Raw genomic sequence first — 17,649 nt, forward strand, 5'->3', positions numbered from 1 at the left:
CGTTCCTACTTATTATCTGGATGATGTGGCAAGCGTTTAGCGTATTCTTCTTTATTGATCTGACGACCACGACCAAGAGCAATTGCATCAGCTGGCACATCCTTGGTAATGGTTGAACCTGCACCTACAAGAGAATTGTCCCCAAGTTCTACCGGCGCAATAATGGTTGAATTAGAACCTACAAAGACATTGTTCCCAATGACAGTCTTAAACTTGTGCTGTCCGTCATAATTAACTGTAATTGTTCCAGCGCCAAAATTGACATTCGCACCCACTTCAGAATTACCAATGTAGGTCAGATGCCCAGCTTTGGTATTTTCACCGATAGAAGAACCTTTCACTTCAACGAAATTACCAACATGTACATTTTTAGCAAGGCTTGAATCTGGGCGAACATGAGCGTAAGGTCCCACCGTTACACCGTCTGCAACTGTAGACTCTTCAATCATCGAATTGGTAATAACCGTTTGTTCACCAATAACAGAGTCAACAATATACGTACCGTTTGTCAAAATGCTGCCTGCACCAATTTTCGTTGTTCCTTTCAAGGTAACATTGGCTTCAATTTGTACTTCTGGTTCAATATGTACGTCTACATCAATATAAGTCGTTTCTGGATTTACAAAACTAACGCCATTCACCATGTGAGCTTGATTGATTCGACGACGCATAATTCCTTCGGCAGTCGCAAGAGCTACACGGTCATTGACACCAAGACTTTCATCAAAATCTTTCAGAGTATAAGCGCCGACTTTTTCGCCATTCTCACGGAAAATGCCGATTACATCTGTGATGTAGTATTCTCCTTGCGCATTGTTGGTATTGATATTTTTCAGGGCTTCAAAAAGACGGGCGTTATCAAAAACATACGTTCCTGTATTAATTTCTTTGATTTGCTTTTCAAAATCCGAAGCATCCTTTTGCTCCACAATTTTGATCACTTCTTCATGCTGATTACGGACAATCCGCCCATAACCAAATGGATTTTCCGCTTCTGCTGTCAAAATCGTTGCAACATTTTTGTGGTTGACATGAAAGTTAATCAAATTTTTCAGGCTTTCTCCTGTGATTAAAGGAGTGTCTCCTGCAATGACTAATGTTTGCCCTGCCAAACCTTCCAGCACAGGCTCTGCCATCATCACAGCATGACCAGTTCCTAATTGCTCCGTTTGACGAACAAACTCTGTCTGCCCCGCCAATACTTGCTCCACCAGCTCTGCCTTGTGTCCGACCACTGTCACAGTCTTTTCTGGTGCAATGGCAGCAACACTTCTAAATACATGTTCTAACATCGAAATTCCAGCAACTTTGTGAAGCACTTTTGGTAAATCTGATTTCATGCGAGTGCCTTTTCCAGCTGCTAAAATAATTGCATAGTTTGTCATAAATCGTCTCTTTTCTCTAAGATGTCACTACTATTATATCATTAAACAAAATTTTTTTAAATGAGGAATTAAAAAAGAAATAGGACGTTCAGCTGTCTATTCCGAATAAATCTGTCTGAAAAGTTCCCCAAACCTTTCTAGAGAAGACCCTTTTCATGGAAAAATACTTTTTTCTTCTCAAAAAAACCATTTCCCACAGGAAATTTGATTTTTTGCTCATAAAAAGTCCAGACCACATAAAAAAGTTCGTGACTTATCAAAAAAACATAAATCCTCTATATGAAAATTCGGATTTTACTACAAATGGGTACTTCCTCCATGAGAAATTTGTCCCCTTTTATCTGGGAGAAGTCAGAATCCATGGTTATTCTTGCCAGCTGTCATAGGAGGCTAGGAAAAATTCCTTGTTCGTGTCGGATTTTTTCTGAGTGAATTATAAGGCACAGTCTTCTAATCTATCGGATAAACCTTGCAAAACTCCTCCAAGACCACACTTGTCTCCTCTGAGAAAGCTAAGCTGGCTTCAGCCATCCATTCCGTGAAGAATTCCTCATGCACCTTCCGCCAATAAGCCAAAGATTTATCTCCCTCTCCTTCTTTAAAAGCGTGCTCTGCAGACACTTGATTGAAAGGGACAACCGTTACCTTGGTCACTTTAATGATACAGACAGTTTGACCCTGACCGTCTAAAATTACATCAAAGGTTCCTGCTTGAGGAATCGGCTCACCATCTATCTGATACAAATCGTAGGCAGAAGCCGTCGCAGTCTTCTCTCCTTTCAAAACTAAATCCGCCAGCTGGTCTGGCTCTACACCAAATGCCCAGGCGTCAATGTCATCACCGATTGCGGGGTTGATTGTTTTGTATTCATTCCATAATTGTTCTGGTGTCATGGTTTCTCCTATCTGTTACTGATTTCAACTCATAAGCTGGATAAGCTCCTAAACATTGATAGCCTAGCTTCTCAGCTATTTTCTTTGAGGCTTCATTGTGGGCATCCCAGAGCGGAAAAACGCCGCATTGCAGGGATGCCAAAATCATCTTCGCCCCAAGAACAGTAGCTAAACCTTGCTGTTGACAAGTCGGTTTTGTTGCAATCTCAATTCAATGGCTTTTTGGTAGACAAGTGCTGTCGAGACCCCAGCGACGATTTCCTCACCCTTTCGGATCACAAAGCCAAAAGCTCCGCCTTCTTGAAAATCTTTAAAAGTTGCAAAATTCCCCTGCAAATCCTGAGACCATTCTTCCTGAGCCAGTTTTTGATAGGTTTTTGGGTCGATTACCTCAATAACGAGTTGCTCCGATAACTGCTCCACGATGTTTTTCAAAACCTTGTCATCAAAATCTGCCTCATCTTTAAAAGCATAACGGGTAAAAGGAGATAAGGCTGGACAAGAGGACAAGCAGCCTTGCCAAGAAGCCTCTTCAGATATGAGAATGCGGTAGTCTGGCTTACAAAAGTCCCTATAATCCGCCAGTAATGCCATATCTGCCTGCCCAGCCAAAAAGAGAAAATCTCCTTGTTCATACAAAACGGCAGTCTCGTCTTCATTTGTATAAAACTGCCCCAGCCCAGCTTTCAAACCATATCTCACCATGTTCTTTTGCCAATGTTGGAAACATTCCTGCAGTCTTGGCTCAATGCTCACTGCTTTCATTCTGCTTGCTTCCTCACTTCAAACTCCAGCCACCGTCAATCTTGACAATCTCGCCCTGCATGGGCTGGGCTTTTCCTGAGGCGAGAAAGAGGGTCAGCTCGGCAACTTCTTCTGGTTCTATCCAACGCTTGATGGGAGTTTCGTCTGCTACCCATTGGGCTAAGCCTCCCGGCTCAAAGTCTGCTGCTGTCATACTTGTTTTAACTGCACCCGGTGCAATCCCAAAAACCTGCACTCCCTGCTCCGCATAATCCAGTGCCAACTGCTTGGTAAATCCTGCTAGAGCATGCTTGGAAGAAGTGTAAGCATGACCGCCACCGCCAGCTAAGCTAGATGCAATCGAGCACATATTGATGATAATGCCTGATTGTTTCTTCAGCATCTGCGTCAGATAATAACGAGTTAGCTCTACTGGTGTTACATAGTTAATCTCGAAAATTTCTTGGATTTCCTGAGCGGATTGCTCAAGAAGTGGCTTGTAATCATCCAGCACTCCAGCTGTATTGCAGAGGACATCTACCTGTGGACACCAGTCAAAAACTGGTTGAAATCCTAACGTCAAATCTTGTTGAAGGAAATGAAAATCCCCTATCAAACTTGGTTTTTCAGAGCGGTCTACACCATATACGCGCCAGCCATTTTCCAAAAAAAGCTGCACCTGAGCCAGACCAATCCCTGAGCTAACACCTGTCACCAAAACCGTCCTAGTCATGGACTTCCACCCAGTCATCTGCTAATATGTCACAAGGCGTCGGACTCCACATGGAAAAGCCTTCTCCCTCGCCTGATACATTAATGAGAAAATAAGGCGTCACTTCAAGCGCCACTCCGTTCTGCTCAATGCTGTCAAAAAGCTGGATATAATTCTCAGCACCGCCCCAGCCTATGCGAACATATTTCTTTTTGGCTTTCAAACCCGGTAACATTTCTTCAAATGTCATGATATACCTCTTTCTGCTTTTCATATTACTAGTATAGCAAAATATATTGCCAATCGCTGGTTTTTCCTTGCCTTTTGCTGCTACTTCTGTTAGACTTGCAAGAGTAAATGAATTTTGAGTGAGTATTTTTGTTTTTCATCTTTACTTTTTCTATTTTTTACGCAACATTTTAGAGAAAGGAAGTAAGATGTATGGCACAAGGTACAGTAAAATGGTTCAATGCTGAAAAAGGCTTCGGCTTTATTTCACAAGAAAACGGACCAGACGTTTTTGCTCACTTTTCAGCGATTCAATCCGACGGATTCAAATCACTGAATGAAGGCGAAAAAGTAACTTTTGACATTGAAGAAGGTCAACGTGGTCTTCAAGCAGTCAATATTACAAAATTAGCATAAGACAAGAAAAAGCTGGACAAAAAGTGTTCCAGCTTCTATCATATTTATTAATAAACGAATAACGTAGCTTCAACATTCAGTGAATTGTTGAAGGCGGGAAATCAGCCTTGCACAGCAAGCCATCGTGATTGGACTTTTCATTCGCTTTTCAAGCTCGGAAGAGCACCTTTGACGAAAACTTCGTTTTCTTCATCTGCAACCTTAAACAGCTTGATAACTGTTTAAGCACCCTTGCGGGGGTGGGACTACGAACTAAAAATTTTCTATTTTTAGTTCTGTCCCACTCCCTTTTTTTCTCAAATAACGATAACTGCAACAGAAGTCAATCTCATACTTTCCCTATTTGATTGTCAAACTTTATTCCACTTTCTATCTGCGTCCATTTTATCTACTTTCACTTTCAGCAAACGGATGAACTCTTTATTACTTCCCTTATTTATAATGGCATTCATCACTATCTTTCTTTGCAACAATTTAGTGAAAGTATCAGTTGGAAGTTGTTCTACTGATTCTTCCCAACTTCGTTTCGTCAACTGATTCAGGTCCTTTAAGCTACTTGCTTCCAACCTTTTTCTTTCCGCTTCATTTTCAGGATAACCCATACCAAACTCACCATCAAATAATTTATCCAATGTATATTGTAGGTTCAATTCTCCTTGCCAACCAAAATTCAACCCTAATGGCAGGGAAGCAACATTTCCTCCATTGATTCGTCCAAAGAGGAAAGCATCTTGTGGGGTCTCTATATAGCCACACAAAAGACCTGGTAAACTATTACAGGCAAGCATCATACCTTGACCTGAAGAACAACCTGTTACAACAAAATCTACTGCTCCACTTTCTATTAAGAAACTAATCATCATCGCTATCTCAACATAAGAATACTGCTCGTTCTCCTCCTCAAAAATACCAAAATTCAGCACTTCGTCAGACGATTGGACTGCTTTTTTACAGATTCAAATAGCAGCGAATTCATATTTCTTCGAGTGGTTCCTTGGATAACCGCAACTCTCATTTCAACTCCTTTTCCATTTTGACAAAAAGGTAACTATCGCCATTGCTTTCCTGAGGCTGCCGCCCAATCACGTTGAAACCACAATGAAGATAGAGCTTTTGAGCTCTTTGATTAAAATCTGCAACTGAGAGAGTTAGGCTTTTTACTGAGATATTTTCTTCAATAAACTGCAGAATGGTTTGTAAAAACTCTTCCCCTTGACCTTTACCACAATACTCTGGCTTCATCCCTAAACCTAGCTCTTGCTTGTCTTTGCCAACTGGGAAAAGACAGAAAAAACCATACAATTCATCATTTTTGAGAATTTGATAATAGTGATTGCCACGCGCTTCAGGAGATAAAATTTCTTCATAATCCTCAGGATCCGCTTGTATATCATAAAAAGCATAGATTCCTTCGTAATGCCAATGATTCGCAATTTCTTCTGCATTGCTTTGACTTAATGGTTCAATTTTCATGGATTTCCTTTCTTAAAATTTCCAATAAAAACGTTTCTGGTCAGCTTTCTCCTCACAGCCCAGTTTTCGATAAAATTCATGGGCTTCAGTTCGAGAAATGCCAGAGTTTATGCGAATACCTGCATAGCCTGCAGCTGAACCCTCTTCACGCACAGCCTGCATAAGCGCTCTGCCATATCCCTGACCTTGAAAATCTTTGTCAACTGCTAATGCCAACAGGTTGAGTAAAGGCGGAAAATAGAGGCAATCATAGCTAGCTGCATGGGCATAGCCGACAATCTTTCCTGCCACATTTTCTGCTACCAAGATAAAATGATCAGACCTATCCAATAGCTCTGATAGTTTCTGACGAGTTTCTATCAAGCCAAAATCATAGCCGAGAGCAGTTGCATTGATTTCCTGAATAGCCGCTGCGTCTGAAAGTTCTGCAGGTCGTATCATGTTCGCACCTCTTTTTCTTTCTATTATAGCAAAAAACAGCCTAAGTGGCTGTCTGGATTAAAGCTTATCAATTGATTTCCGAATGTTGATAGCCATAGATAAAATAGATAATTGTTCCGACTAGTAAGGCAAGCCCGAATGCCAGCCATGTGTCAAAGCCATATTGGGTCATGAAAGACAGACAGATAATAATGGATAAGATTGGCGTCAGAGGCACCTGAGGAGTTTTAAATTCCCCTGCTTGAGGAAGTCCTTTATCCTTGCGCAACTTCAAAATAGCCACTGCTAACAAAATCAGATAAGCCAAGGTGCAGATATTTAGAAAGGATGCGATACTGGCTAGCGGAAAAATACCAGCACAAATAGCCGCTACAATTCCTACCAAAATCGTAGCATTTTTCGGTACCCGACTAGTGGCAGTTAATTTTCTGAAAGACTTTGGTAACAAACCGTCACGTGCAATGCTGTAAATCATGCGCGACAGAGCATAAGTCATGGAAATGCAAACGGTAATCAAAGTCAAAATCGCCACCACTGACACATAATTAGCCACCCAGCTAAGTCCAGCACTGCGAAGCGCAAACGCGACAGCATCTGCCACATCTAGCTTGCTGTAGTGAACAATCCCTGTCAGAACCAGTGTCACCAATATATAAAGTACCGTTACAATGGACAAAGATAGCACAATCCCTCGTGGAACATTTTTTTGTGGCTCCTTAATCTCGTCCACTGCCATAGAAATAGACTCAAAGCCCAAAAAGGCAAAGAACATCAGAGAAGCACCAGCCATAATTCCAACATTACCACCATATAATTTTCCAAAGCCAAATGGGGCAAAATGAGACCAATTTTCAGGTTTAATAAAGAAAATCCCTACAAAGATAAAAAGGGCAAGCGCCGAAAACTTCAAGACAACCAAAGCGGAATTAAATCGCAGAGCTGCTTTAGAATTTAATAAAACTACACCCGTCACAAATACTAAAACAAGAATCGGCAGTAAGTCTACATAGGTTCCCGCTTGCGGATTAAAGGTTCCATTGAGCGCTCTTGGCATACTCAAACCAAATCCATTCAGCAAGCCTTTCAAATAGGAAGCCCAACCAGAGGCAACACTAGATACCGCCGTCATAAATTCCATAATGGTCAGCCAACCTGCTATCCAAGCTGGAAATTCTCCAAAAACAGCATAGAGATAGCTATAAGCACCTCCATTTGCAGGAATTCTTGACGCAAATTCTGCATAAAAGAAAGCAGAAATACTCACGCAAAGAGCAGAAATAATAATCGAAATCACCAAAGCTGGACCAGCTAGAGTTGCAGCCGCCGTTCCGGTAATCGTGAAAATACCCGTTCCCACCATAGCGCCAATTCCTAACAAAATCAAATCAAGCAATCGTAAATGACGACGCATGCCAGTCCGATCTCGACTGACATCTTTTTTACGAAAAATATTCATCCTAAACTCCAATTTATTAGATTGAATTATTCTACCATAAAAGCAATCAAAAAGGAATCAAACGTCCCTCTTTTTTGTTAAATAAATTGAAAAAGGAGCAAGAATAGCCCTACTCCTTTTCACTATTATCCGTACCTATCGCTAACTCAAATCGACACAATTCTACGATAACTGCGTGATGTGATGAGAAAGACAAGTACATAGACGATAAAGAAAACAGCACAAACGCCAAGCGTAACTTCCAACATCAATGTAGCATTTAAGACACCCAGCACTTTCAACATAAGGCTCAGCATATGATAAGCAAATGCCAGATGCACAAAAGCGAAAGCAAGCGGTAAGAAGAACACAGTCAAAATTTGTTTGCGAATGGTGCGCTTGGTTTGCTTTTCATCTAATCCTACCTTTTGTAAAATTACAAAGCGGTCTCGGTCTTCATACCCTTCTGAAATCTGTTTGTAGTAGATTACCAAAACCGTTCCCAGCATAAAGACAATTGAAAGGAAAATACCAATAAAGAAAACTCCGCCGAGCATGCTCATGATTTCCTGCACACCTTGGATTCTTGTATAACCATACACACCGGCATTATCGGGGAGCGTCGTATTGAACTGTTTCAGCTTCTTCTGGTAAGCTGTATCCAAATCGCCCTTTTTCTTATTAGAAGCCCTGATATTCAAGCCGCCATATAACTCTGTATTAATTGTGTAGTGCTCCTTTTGTGCATCTACTATCTTTTGTGGATCATTGACAACCATAAAAAGAGACTGCGGCACAATGATATTATACTGATCTACGACATTTCCAAGAACAAAGTCCTCTGTTAAAAGTTCTTTCACTGTCAATTCTTGTCCAATCAGTTTAAGAGGTTGATCTTGTTTAATAGACATTCCTTTTGCAAAGATTGCTGTCTCATTGTCTTTCAAGTCCAACGTTTTGCCAGTCATCTTTTGATAATCAGCAACTGAAAATAGAAGAATGTAAGCTTGTGGAGAAACTCGTGCTTCACCTTTTGGATAAATATCAAGCTGATTACCGTCTTGTTTTTTAATTCCCATCGAATAATATTGATGGGCGCTTTTCTTAGTAACTTTTAGATGATTTTCATTTGCAAACTCTGTCAGTGCTTGTTCCAATTGGGCAGCTGATACTTCACTTCCCTTTATAGTATAGTCTTGAGGGTACATCACTGTTTTCAGATAATCAGCACCTGCGTAGATGTTAATACCACCAGCTAAGGTGACTAAGACCATGGTTGACAAAATCGAAATCGTTGCTAAGCCAACCGCATTTTTCTTCATCCGAAAAATCAAATTGGACACAGAAATCATATTGTTTGGTTGATAGTAATATCGTTTATTTTTCTGGAGCAACTGCAAAAATACCGTAACTCCTGCATTGAACAGCAGATAAGTCCCTAAAATAACAAAGAGAACAGCTATAAAAAATATACCAATTGCTGTCAATGGATTTTTGACACTCAGAGCTAGGTAATAAGCATAGCCTAAAGAAATCGATCCAATAATCGTTTGAATCAGAAGAAATCGTCCTTTTCTTTCACCGCTATTCTTTTCCTTGGCCAATTGCAAAGCATTAAAACGTAGAATCCTCAAACCGTTGACAAGCACCAAGCCCGCAAAAATAACGCCATAGATGACAACAACTGAAATAAGAACTAACCATTGAAACGTGGATACTAGAACAACTTTTAACCCCATCAATTTCAGTAAAAAGGCATAAATCAGTTTATCAAATACAATACCAAATCCAAGACCAATCGTGACAGTCGTCGCTCCTAAAATCAATAACTCAATGAACACCATGGTAAAGAGATGACGTTTATTAAGCCCTAGCATTCCATAAAGACCTAGCTCTTTCGAACGGTTTTTCATGACGAAGCTATTAGCATAAAAAACGATAATCGCTGCAGCAATCGTCACAATAATCACTCCAAGAGCCAAGACAAATGAAATAGAACTTGCCCCCTGCATTTTTTGTAAATGGGGATTAAACGTTAAAGAATTAAAAATATATGAAATAGCGACGACTAAACAAGTTGCCAACGCAAATGGATAGTATAATCTACGATTTTTCACTAGGTTAGAAACCGCTAATTTTCCCGCTAATCTAAACACCTTGACTCACCTCACTTGCCATAACCGTTAAGGTATCTGAAATTTCTTGGAACATCTGCCGCTCTGTTTTATCGCCTCGGAAAATTTGATTGTACAAAATTCCGTCCTTGATGAACAGTACTCGCTTAGCACGGCTTGCCGCCGAAGTCGAATGTGTCACCATGAGAATCGTCTGTCCGCGGTCATTGATGTCATCAAATACATCTAAAAGCGCCGCAGAAGACTTAGAATCGAGCGCCCCTGTTGGCTCGTCTGCCAGCAGAATTTCTGGATTGGTGATAATAGCACGCGCTACTGCCACCCGCTGCTTTTGACCACCGGAAATTTCATAGGGGAATTTTTCCTGCAATTGGTTAATCCCCAGTTCATTACAAGTAGTAACCAACTTTTGCATCATTTCTGTAATCGGACGGCGTGATAAAACGAGCGGCAAGAGGATATTGTCCTTGACCGAGAGTGTGTCTAACAGGTTGAAATCTTGAAAAACGAAACCTAATTTTTCCCGACGGAAGCTCGAAGCTTGACTGTTTTTAATCGTCGCTGTATCCGTGCCATTGAGAAAGACGCGTCCTTCGGTTGGCTTGTCTAGCATGGCAAGAATGTTGAGCAGAGTGGACTTCCCAGAGCCAGATTCCCCCATAATAGCGACATAATCGCCCTCATCTACTGTAAAATGAATGTCTTTCAGTGCTTCTACTTGGTTGCCTTGAAAGCGGGTTTTGTAAATTTTCTTCACGTGTTGTACGTCTAATAGTGTCATCATTTTCTCCTAACAATTTTTATATATCTATCATACTGAAAAGAAAAGTAACTTTCCATACTTTAACCTTTCATTTTTGACTTTTATCTTACATTTTTGTAAGATTGCCTGAAGCTGTACTGATATTAAAAATGTATCTCAATGACTATATTGTAGCCAGAAATAATATTGACTAGAAGCACAGCCGATTTTTGTCTTTTCGATTTCTTTTTTGGAAATTTTTTCAGTTTTTGGCATTGATTTTTGCTTTAATAAAATTGTTTTCATATTCTTTCTCCTTTATTTTCTTTACACTTATATGATACAAAAATCGCTAAACAGCTGCCATAACATAACCTTTCATTTGAGCCTTAAAAACTTACATTTTTGTAAGAAAAAAGGCTTGGACAAATGTGTCCCCAGCCCTCTGGATATAACTACAAGACCTAAGCTATTCTTTTGTACGGTTTCTTCTTAATTTTACAAGTGATTCATTGATTTTCTTTGTTTTTAGATAAATATCTAAGCGAACAAATAGCCAAATTAAAATATAAATAACAATGAAATCTAGCCAAAATTCAGCTCGCACAAGATTGAAATCCCAGCCATTATAAATCATCATCACACAAACTACAATTAAAGTTAGGAAAAAATGAATCGTTAACTGTAGCAAATAAGAAAAATTTTCAACCTCAAATAGTAAAGTAAATAAGCCAATCAAAGCACTCATTATCAAGATACTTATGATATTAGCAGTTGTCGCTTGGGATTCTTGGATCCGAAAAGCTAAGACAAGTAAATAAGCTAAGGAACCAGTGCGCAGACCTTCTAGCATAGACACTACAATTTTTTTCATGTTTGTTCCTTTCTACAAACCGAGATAATCCATTAACAATCTGACGTATTTTCGACTGACACTTGACTTAATTTTGTTTGTCAATCTAGCCGTCATATTTCCTGAAAAGCTATCCGATAATGATAACAAATGGTCAATATTGATGACAGCGTGTTTTGAAATTTGAATAAAGTTTTTACGATTAACCCGACTTTGAAAATGTGTGAGTGTTTCGGTCGTCGCATAGATACCATCCACACAATACACCATCAATGTTGTCTGATTGATGTCTGCCAAAATAATCTGATCCGTCTTTACCATGACAATTTTATCATCTGTTTTAATGGGAATAGCATTCACATAAGACGACTTGTACTGATGTAAATATTCAAAAATTTCTTTGGCTTCAGCTTCTAACTCGTCCGCTTGAATCACAACAAGGGGATCATTTGAAGGAATGGTTGGATTCATTTTGAATTTAGTCTGCAAAAAATTTCTCTAACTTTCTATCAATTTAAGCAATTTTAGTCCACCGATTGGTAGCAAGCTGTTGGATTGTCCAAATGACAAGCAAGGCAACTAAAACTACTACAACTATATAGTATGTTTCTTTCATTGTCAATAGAGATTCCCACTTTAATTGAATGCCCATCATCTTTTCAAAATAATCTTGCGCTGCTGTATTATGATGAAAAGCAGTAGCTAAGCTATCTTTCATCATTACTTGTCTAAAGAGAGAAGCAATATATGTGGAGGGAGTACATTTCATTATCATTTGAGCAAATGACGGAAGAACCCCTATTGGAATATAGGTTCCAACTAAGAAACCAGAGGCAGCTCCGATAATCGTTGCTAGCTTTCCAAGCGTATCTACTGATTTGAAGTGATTCACAAGGATACCATTGAAAATCGAACATAAGAGTGCATTGAGCACCATAATAAGGAGGATTTGAGGAAGCAAAGTCAAATCAACGACAATCTGATCGTCCCAGATAAAGTAGCCTTCCATGACAGTAAACATGATGATCTGCATCAAAAATCCAATGATGGCAGTACTCAGAAGGTAACTGATAGACAAGCCCCAGCGTCCCAAATCTGTCAGAACTAGGTCTTGTGTTACGTTACTTTCTCTATCTTTCGCTAGTTGGGAAAAACTCGAAAAGGTTGTGGTTAACCCTGTAATGGCAAGCGTTCCACCAATCAACCACGAATCCAATAACTGATTGGTATGAGGGCCTTGACTCCAAGAGGTCTTGATATTTGCTTTCAAAAAAACTAAGTACAATATAAAGGAAATCATGGCTCCAAGAAGGGATAAAACCACTCCACTACGATTACGAAAATATAGTAAAAAATTTCTTTTAATGATCATTATCATTTTAACGTACCTCTCTTCCTGTCAACGCCATAAAAGCATCGTCCATTGTTCCTGGTCGAAATTCAAATTGTCGAATAAAAGAGCGACCACACGTTAGAATCTCTAAAGCCTTTTCTGTCGTTTCTGGGTGAATCAACAGTTCATTCACTCTTACTTCCTCAAAAGGAATCTCTTCCTTCAAAATTTCTTTAAAATCAGCAGTATCGGTCACGAATACCTTGAGAAAATTCTGAGCATAGTGCTCTTTAATCTGATTAGCAGAACCTTTGGCAGTCACTTGACCGTGATCCACAATATAAATCATATCTGCATCATCTGCTTCATCTAAATAATGAGTGGTTAAGATAACCGTCATCTTCTCTTTTATTTGCAACTGGTGAATCAGCTCCCAAATGGCTTTCCTAGTTTGAATATCTAAACCAGTAGTTGGTTCATCAAGAAAGAGAATATCTGGGCTATTCAGCAGAGCACGGGCAATATCCACTCGTCATTTTTGTCCACCTGATAAAGTCCCATATAATTGCGTTGAGAAATTTTGCAATCCCAATTGATTCACTAAGCCATCAACTTTTCCTTTATCAATATCCTTATATTGACCTGCTCTAATTTCTAAATTTTCTTGCACCGTTAGCATATCATCTAAAACACTGTTTTGGAAAACAACACCTAATTTAATGAGGTTATCATACAGTATCTCTCCTGCCGTAGGCTGCAAAAGTCCTGTCAACATTTGAATCGTTGTAGACTTTCCAGCACCGTTTGGTCCTAAAATAGCGGTAAAACTTCCTGTTTCAATCTGAAGATTCAAATCATTCACAGCTTGCTTATTATCATAGACTTTGCTAAGATGGCGTGTTTCTAGTAGCATAACGTTCCTCCAATAATTTATTTTACGAACTTATCATACTCCTCACTTTAAAAAAAATCTCGCACTTTTGGATAAGAGGTTCTACTAGTTAGATAAGAAGTCAGATTTACAAGATAAAAACCACTCGCCAAAAAACGAATGGTTCAAAATACTTATTGTGCTACAATCTTTTGGTAGCTTCTGGAAGTCATTACAAACACTAAGATGTAAACTAAGAGGAAGACACCGCAAGTGGCTATCGTTGTTTGAATGAGTAATGGTATATTTGTTGCACCTAAGAGAGCTACAATCAGCTGCAACATATGAAAAGCAACAGCGATATGAAGAAAGGCAAAGATAAGTGGTAAGAAGAAAACTGTTATGATTTGCTTTCGAATCGTTGCCTTCGTTTGCTTTTCATCCAGTCCAACTTTTTGCAGAACGATAAAGCCTTCACGATCTTCATAACCTTCTGAAATTTGTTTGTAATAAATCACAAGAACTGTCCCAAGCAGGAAAATCGTAGAAAGAAAAATGCCGATAAAGAGAAGAGTTCCAATAACTCCTTGATAATCTTTTTCAATGCGGTAACGCTCAGAAAGACTGATATTACCACTTTCCTGACCTTGTTGCTGAAGAGCATTGAAAATACTTTCTTGGAGATCAACCTGTTTATTGGAAGATTGGATACCGATGTAGTAAGTATAGAAAGATTTCAGACCGACTTGACTGGGATTATTGACAACCATATACATGTTTTTTTGTGACACCATACCAGAAGGATTGACAATCTTTCCATGTGCAAAATCTGTCGTCAGATGCTCTTTGATGTTCCACAATTTTCCATTGATGGTAAGAGCTTGCTTTTGATTGATTTGAAGATTTTTTGCATATACAAGTGCTTCATTATCAGCCAAATCAACGGTTTTTCCTGTCATTTTTTCGTACTCTTGACGGCTGATGACAAGGAAAGGAGCAATCATCTTTTGAGTTTCTTTTACACTTAGTCCATCCGTCGTTTCAGCAATAGTTAGCTGATTGCCATTGATTTTCGAAATCATAGAAAATTGATAACTATAATCTTCATACTTGGCATCTGTCAAGCCTTTTCCCCGTGCTACTTCTTTGACTGCTTGTAAAATAGCTGCATTTTTATCCGTCTTTGCGCTTGTAATCATGATATTATAATCCTTTGGATACAAAGTTGTCAGATAATCTTTCCCACCTACATAAATATTGATAGAGCCGACCAGAGTTACCAGCAGCATGGTTGAAAGGATTGAAATCGTTGCTAAACCTGCAGCATTCTTACGCATACGGAAAATCAAATTGGATACAGAAATGAAATTCTGCGTTTTGTAGTAATATTTTTTTCTTCTCTTTAAAAATTGCAATAATGTGATTGTCCCTGCATTAAAAAGAAGATAGGTCGCAAAAATAACCATAAGAACTGCAATAAAGAAAGTCGCAATGGCAGACACCGGCTTGTCAACTGTGAGTGCGATATAATAAGCCGCAGCCAGAAGCCCCAACCCCACAAGTGTCTGCAAGCCAAGAAATCGTCCTTTTTTCTCTCCAGCCTTCTTTTCTCTCATCAAATGAAGTGAGCTGTAACGAAGCAGGCGCGTAGAATTTAAAAAGAGAATCAGCGCAAAAGCCACACCCAGACTAGCTAAAACGGTGAAAATATTCGACCATTGGAAAGTTGAGGCAATTACTACTTTCATTCCCATGAATTTCAGCAAAACTGCAAAAAGCAATTTGTCTAAAAGAAGACCTAAACCAATTCCAAGTCCGACAGTCACTAAGAAAAAGTAAAGCATTTCAAAGAAAGTCATCAGCAGCATGTGCCGCTTCTCCATTCCTAAGATACTGTATAAACCAAGCTCCCGTGAGCGATTCTTCATGACAAAACTATTGGCATAGGTGATAAGGATAAGAACTGCAATCTGAACGACCCAAATTCCAAATTGCAGGGTCATACGAGCCGCCGAACCGCCGTAACTAGCTTCTAGATTTGGACTGTAAGCGAGCGATACGAAACTATATAAAATCGCTGTTGCCACAATCGTTGCTAGAGCAAATGGATAATACAGACTGCGATTTTTTATCAGGTTTGAGACTGCTAATTTATTCGTTAGTTTGAACATAGCCACTCACCTCGCTTGCCATGACCGTTAAGGTATCTGAAATTTCTTGGAACATCTGCCGCTCTGTTTTATCTCCTCGGAAGATTTGATTGTACAAAATTCCGTCCTTGATGAACAGTACGCGCTTAGCACGGCTTGCCGCCGAAGTCGAATGTGTCACCATGAGAATCGTCTGTCCGCGGTCATTGATGTCATCAAATACATCTAAAAGCGCCGCAGAAGACTTAGAATCGAGCGCCCCTGTTGGCTCGTCTGCCAGCAGAATTTCTGGATTGGTGATAATAGCACGCGCTACTGCCACCCGCTGCTTTTGACCACCGGAAATTTCATAGGGGAATTTTTCCTGCAATTGGTTAATCCCCAGTTCATTACAAGTAGTAACCAACTTTTGCATCATTTCTGTAATCGGACGGCGCGACAAAACGAGCGGCAAGAGGATATTGTCCTTGACCGAGAGTGTGTCTAACAGGTTGAAATCTTGAAAAACGAAACCTAATTTTTCCCGACGGAAACTCGAAGCCTGACTGTTTTTAATCATCGCGGTGTCCGTACCATTGAGAAAGACACGTCCTTCTGTTGGTTTATCCAGCATCGCAAGAATGTTCAGCAGAGTGGATTTCCCAGACCCCGACTCACCCATGATAGCGACATAATCACCTTTGTCCACCGTAAAATGAATGTCTTTCAGTGCTTCTACTTGGTTGCCTTGAAAGCGGGTTTTGTAAATTTTCTTCACATGTTGTACATCTAATAGTGTCATCATTTTCTCCTTTTTTAAAATCTAAAATATAACTGTTGCGCTGATTGACTCACTTCATAGCCAAATTGCGCTTTTTCAATATCTTTTACGTTTGGCTGAAGCAATTGCCTGTCTTGTTTCAATAAAATTTTACCATATTTCATCTTGTTCTCCTTTTTTGATACTACTTTGCAGCGAATTGCTCGCTGCAAGACTATGATTTACTCATTTTTGAACGAGGTAAGCAATGCAAGTAATCAACCATAAGTGAGCTGGATAAAAGATATAAAAGAAATACTTGCTCCACTTGGTCACAGGACCGCGTTCGCCATTATAGAGTGAAATGAAAGGCAGTACTGTGATAAAAAGCCAATCGGAATTATAAAACATCATTAACAGCGTATCGCTCCATGTCGGGTAAATCTGAATACTCATACAAAATAGGACAACCGCTAAAATACCATACAGAAGATTGCGGAGATTTCTCTTTTCTCTACAAGTATAGGTGATCAACATAAATGGAATAATGACCATGCCACCTTCTGTCACAAAACCAGCAAGCAAGCAAACAACAATTCCTAAGATAAAGCGAATGGGCTGGCGTTTAATATCAACTGGATTGCTTGTTTGGCTTATGCCAAAAAAGATATTGAGGACAAGTACACCGCAAGCCAAAGTTAAGAAAATATTATTATATATCTGAACTCCTTTAGACTGAAACAGCAAATTGAGAATCGTATTTCCAGCAAACATGATAGCTGACCAGAAAAAGAGACGTACATTATAAAGCAAGCGGCTCCGTGTATATCGAAAACCTTCCACTGCTGCAAAAGCAAACCAAACTGCTACACAGCGTGTTAAAGCATGAAAAATGCTCGCCCATTCACCTGACAGTAAGCCTGGTATTTTTTCAAGGTGATCAAAGACCATTAAAACAGCCATTAAGAGCTTGAGCTGAAAAGCGTTCAATCCTTTTGTTTTCATAACTGCCTCCTCTATGAAACATCATTCATTTTCTAATCTTATGATACAAAAAAAGAAAGGCTGCTACCATAACATAACCTTTCATTTTTAGA

At 39.4% G+C, this 17,649-nt stretch carries 18 protein-coding genes and 3 pseudogenes; 1 reads left to right on the forward strand and 20 read right to left on the reverse strand.

The annotated features are described in order from the left end of the window. Positions 1 to 5 precede the first annotated feature (5 nt). From glmU to EL079_RS04865, 5 genes and pseudogenes are all read right to left on the reverse strand, one after another. Positions 6 to 1,385 (reverse strand): bifunctional UDP-N-acetylglucosamine diphosphorylase/glucosamine-1-phosphate N-acetyltransferase GlmU, encoded by a 1,380-nt coding sequence (glmU, locus tag EL079_RS04845; protein WP_003032114.1) that lies wholly within the window; start codon positions 1,383 to 1,385, stop codon positions 6 to 8. Between the two features lie 450 nt (positions 1,386 to 1,835). Further along, entirely contained in the window at positions 1,836 to 2,279 is a 444-nt protein-coding gene (locus tag EL079_RS04850; RefSeq protein WP_003032126.1) for an ASCH domain-containing protein, read from the reverse strand. Further along, a pseudogene (locus tag EL079_RS04855) lies at positions 2,254 to 3,044 on the reverse strand (GNAT family N-acetyltransferase). Before EL079_RS04855 ends, EL079_RS04850 begins: the two are co-directional and overlap by 26 nt. 13 nt (positions 3,045 to 3,057) lie before the next feature. Next, the gene (locus tag EL079_RS04860) at positions 3,058 to 3,756 is read right to left on the reverse strand and encodes a 3-oxoacyl-ACP reductase (RefSeq protein ID WP_003032115.1); all 699 of its coding nucleotides are present in this window, start codon (positions 3,754 to 3,756) and stop codon (positions 3,058 to 3,060) included. Continuing rightward, positions 3,749 to 3,985, reverse strand: a complete 237-nt coding sequence (locus EL079_RS04865; protein WP_003032123.1) for a DUF2829 domain-containing protein — start codon at positions 3,983 to 3,985, stop codon at positions 3,749 to 3,751. Before EL079_RS04865 ends, EL079_RS04860 begins: the two co-directional genes overlap by 8 nt. A 191-nt stretch (positions 3,986 to 4,176) precedes the next feature. Between EL079_RS04865 and EL079_RS04870 the strand changes: the two genes are divergently transcribed. Next, positions 4,177 to 4,380 carry a cold-shock protein gene (locus EL079_RS04870; RefSeq protein WP_003032129.1) on the forward strand — a complete coding sequence of 68 codons (204 nt, stop codon included), beginning with the start codon at positions 4,177 to 4,179 and terminating at the stop codon, positions 4,378 to 4,380. Positions 4,381 to 4,730: 350 nt separating this feature from the next. Here EL079_RS04870 and EL079_RS04875 read toward each other — a convergent pair. The 15 genes and pseudogenes from EL079_RS04875 to EL079_RS04935 all read right to left on the reverse strand — a co-directional run bounded on the left by EL079_RS04875 (position 4,731) and on the right by EL079_RS04935 (position 17,557). Then, a pseudogene (locus EL079_RS04875) lies at positions 4,731 to 5,395 on the reverse strand (RpiB/LacA/LacB family sugar-phosphate isomerase). After that, a complete protein-coding gene (locus tag EL079_RS04880) occupies positions 5,392 to 5,853 on the reverse strand; it encodes a GNAT family N-acetyltransferase (protein ID WP_003032138.1) in 462 nt (153 codons plus the stop codon). The pseudogene EL079_RS04875 and the gene EL079_RS04880 overlap by 4 nt, the downstream one beginning before the upstream one ends. Before the next feature lie 12 nt (positions 5,854 to 5,865). Continuing rightward, entirely contained in the window at positions 5,866 to 6,294 is a 429-nt protein-coding gene (locus tag EL079_RS04885; protein ID WP_003032127.1) for a GNAT family N-acetyltransferase, read from the reverse strand. 67 nt (positions 6,295 to 6,361) lie between these two features. Next, positions 6,362 to 7,750, reverse strand: coding sequence for an APC family permease (locus EL079_RS04890; RefSeq protein ID WP_003032122.1), 1,389 nt, complete (start codon positions 7,748 to 7,750; stop codon positions 6,362 to 6,364). 146 nt (positions 7,751 to 7,896) lie between these two features. After that, on the reverse strand, positions 7,897 to 9,885 hold the full coding sequence (locus EL079_RS04895) for an ABC transporter permease (RefSeq protein WP_003032118.1): 1,989 nt from the start codon (positions 9,883 to 9,885) through the stop codon (positions 7,897 to 7,899). Beyond that, on the reverse strand, positions 9,878 to 10,645 hold the full coding sequence (locus EL079_RS04900; protein ID WP_022524388.1) for an ABC transporter ATP-binding protein: 768 nt from the start codon (positions 10,643 to 10,645) through the stop codon (positions 9,878 to 9,880). The genes EL079_RS04895 and EL079_RS04900 overlap by 8 nt, the downstream gene beginning before the upstream one ends. A 138-nt stretch (positions 10,646 to 10,783) precedes the next feature. Then, on the reverse strand, positions 10,784 to 10,912 hold the full coding sequence (locus EL079_RS09930) for a hypothetical protein (RefSeq protein ID WP_003030748.1): 129 nt from the start codon (positions 10,910 to 10,912) through the stop codon (positions 10,784 to 10,786). A 163-nt stretch (positions 10,913 to 11,075) separates the two neighbouring features. After that, on the reverse strand, positions 11,076 to 11,480 hold the full coding sequence (locus EL079_RS04905) for a DUF3021 domain-containing protein (protein WP_003030740.1): 405 nt from the start codon (positions 11,478 to 11,480) through the stop codon (positions 11,076 to 11,078). Positions 11,481 to 11,492: 12 nt separating this feature from the next. Further along, on the reverse strand, positions 11,493 to 11,948 hold the full coding sequence (locus tag EL079_RS04910; RefSeq protein WP_018543621.1) for a LytTR family DNA-binding domain-containing protein: 456 nt from the start codon (positions 11,946 to 11,948) through the stop codon (positions 11,493 to 11,495). A gap of 25 nt (positions 11,949 to 11,973) precedes the next feature. Then, positions 11,974 to 12,837 carry an ABC transporter permease gene (locus tag EL079_RS04915; protein WP_003030744.1) on the reverse strand — a complete coding sequence of 288 codons (864 nt, stop codon included), beginning with the start codon at positions 12,835 to 12,837 and terminating at the stop codon, positions 11,974 to 11,976. A gap of 1 nt (position 12,838) precedes the next feature. Then, positions 12,839 to 13,705: pseudogene (locus tag EL079_RS04920) on the reverse strand (ABC transporter ATP-binding protein). A 152-nt stretch (positions 13,706 to 13,857) separates the two neighbouring features. Further along, a complete protein-coding gene (locus EL079_RS04925; RefSeq protein ID WP_003030754.1) occupies positions 13,858 to 15,834 on the reverse strand; it encodes an FtsX-like permease family protein in 1,977 nt (658 codons plus the stop codon). Further along, positions 15,815 to 16,594 (reverse strand): ABC transporter ATP-binding protein, encoded by a 780-nt coding sequence (locus tag EL079_RS04930; RefSeq protein ID WP_022524390.1) that lies wholly within the window; start codon positions 16,592 to 16,594, stop codon positions 15,815 to 15,817. Before EL079_RS04930 ends, EL079_RS04925 begins: the two co-directional genes overlap by 20 nt. A 14-nt stretch (positions 16,595 to 16,608) precedes the next feature. Continuing rightward, positions 16,609 to 16,737: a hypothetical protein gene (locus tag EL079_RS09935; RefSeq protein ID WP_003031478.1), complete on the reverse strand. Its 129-nt coding sequence runs from the start codon at positions 16,735 to 16,737 to the stop codon at positions 16,609 to 16,611. A gap of 61 nt (positions 16,738 to 16,798) precedes the next feature. Then, the gene (locus EL079_RS04935) at positions 16,799 to 17,557 is read right to left on the reverse strand and encodes a TraX family protein (protein ID WP_003031479.1); all 759 of its coding nucleotides are present in this window, start codon (positions 17,555 to 17,557) and stop codon (positions 16,799 to 16,801) included. Positions 17,558 to 17,649: the final 92 nt, after the last annotated feature.

Source organism: Streptococcus anginosus (genome assembly GCF_900636475.1).
Taxonomy (GTDB): Bacteria; Bacillota; Bacilli; order Lactobacillales; family Streptococcaceae; genus Streptococcus; species Streptococcus anginosus.

Bases quoted from the DNA above. Each gene is read 5' to 3' on its own strand.
- glmU (WP_003032114.1), bottom strand. From the start codon at position 1,385: ATGACAAACTATGCAATTATTTTAGCAGCTGGAAAAGGCACTCGCATG.
- EL079_RS04850 (WP_003032126.1), bottom strand. From the start codon at position 2,279: ATGACACCAGAACAATTATGGAATGAATACAAAACAATCAACCCCGCA.
- EL079_RS04860 (WP_003032115.1), bottom strand. From the start codon at position 3,756: ATGACTAGGACGGTTTTGGTGACAGGTGTTAGCTCAGGGATTGGTCTG.
- EL079_RS04865 (WP_003032123.1), bottom strand. From the start codon at position 3,985: ATGACATTTGAAGAAATGTTACCGGGTTTGAAAGCCAAAAAGAAATAT.
- EL079_RS04870 (WP_003032129.1), top strand. From the start codon at position 4,177: ATGGCACAAGGTACAGTAAAATGGTTCAATGCTGAAAAAGGCTTCGGC.
- EL079_RS04880 (WP_003032138.1), bottom strand. From the start codon at position 5,853: ATGAAAATTGAACCATTAAGTCAAAGCAATGCAGAAGAAATTGCGAAT.
- EL079_RS04885 (WP_003032127.1), bottom strand. From the start codon at position 6,294: ATGATACGACCTGCAGAACTTTCAGACGCAGCGGCTATTCAGGAAATC.
- EL079_RS04890 (WP_003032122.1), bottom strand. From the start codon at position 7,750: ATGAATATTTTTCGTAAAAAAGATGTCAGTCGAGATCGGACTGGCATG.
- EL079_RS04900 (WP_022524388.1), bottom strand. From the start codon at position 10,645: ATGACACTATTAGACGTACAACACGTGAAGAAAATTTACAAAACCCGC.
- EL079_RS09930 (WP_003030748.1), bottom strand. From the start codon at position 10,912: ATGAAAACAATTTTATTAAAGCAAAAATCAATGCCAAAAACTGAAAAA.
- EL079_RS04905 (WP_003030740.1), bottom strand. From the start codon at position 11,480: ATGAAAAAAATTGTAGTGTCTATGCTAGAAGGTCTGCGCACTGGTTCC.
- EL079_RS04915 (WP_003030744.1), bottom strand. From the start codon at position 12,837: ATGATAATGATCATTAAAAGAAATTTTTTACTATATTTTCGTAATCGT.
- EL079_RS04925 (WP_003030754.1), bottom strand. From the start codon at position 15,834: ATGTTCAAACTAACGAATAAATTAGCAGTCTCAAACCTGATAAAAAAT.
- EL079_RS04930 (WP_022524390.1), bottom strand. From the start codon at position 16,594: ATGACACTATTAGATGTACAACATGTGAAGAAAATTTACAAAACCCGC.
- EL079_RS09935 (WP_003031478.1), bottom strand. From the start codon at position 16,737: ATGAAATATGGTAAAATTTTATTGAAACAAGACAGGCAATTGCTTCAG.
- EL079_RS04935 (WP_003031479.1), bottom strand. From the start codon at position 17,557: ATGAAAACAAAAGGATTGAACGCTTTTCAGCTCAAGCTCTTAATGGCT.